This is a genomic window from Pseudomonas sp. 2995-3 (assembly GCF_002742565.1).
GTDB lineage: Bacteria > Pseudomonadota > Gammaproteobacteria > Pseudomonadales > Pseudomonadaceae > Aquipseudomonas > Aquipseudomonas edaphica.
The window spans coordinates 1-300 of record NZ_LJSB01000379.1; the positions used below are offsets into that span (position 1 = coordinate 1).

Consider the following 300-nt stretch of genomic DNA (forward strand, 5'->3'; position numbering starts at 1 on the left):
TGATGTGGGCATGTTTCATGTAGTTGGGGACCATATTTATTATTCAAACCAGAAAACTCTCACTGGGTACAGAGGGTTCTTAATGAAGATGCATGTGAATGGGGAAAAGGTAGAGTCAATCTTACCTTTCTCACCTCAGGAATTTCTCGTCATAGAAGATGAAGTAGAATGTGACAAGTTGATCTATTTTGAAATAGGCGGGAAACGAAGAACAGAAGGTTTGTATCTTTCCGATGTAGATGGTCGTAATAGAACTAAAATTGCTACTCCTTATAAAAAAGAATTTAAAGGAATAAATAT

Annotated in this window: 1 protein-coding gene; it reads left to right on the forward strand. The window is 36.0% G+C overall.

All coding sequences use genetic code 11. The features are described 5' to 3' along the window. Positions 1-82: 82 nt before the first annotated feature. A partial coding sequence (locus AOA62_RS31620; RefSeq protein ID WP_143521946.1) for a hypothetical protein occupies positions 83-300 on the forward strand: 218 nt, incomplete at its 3' end.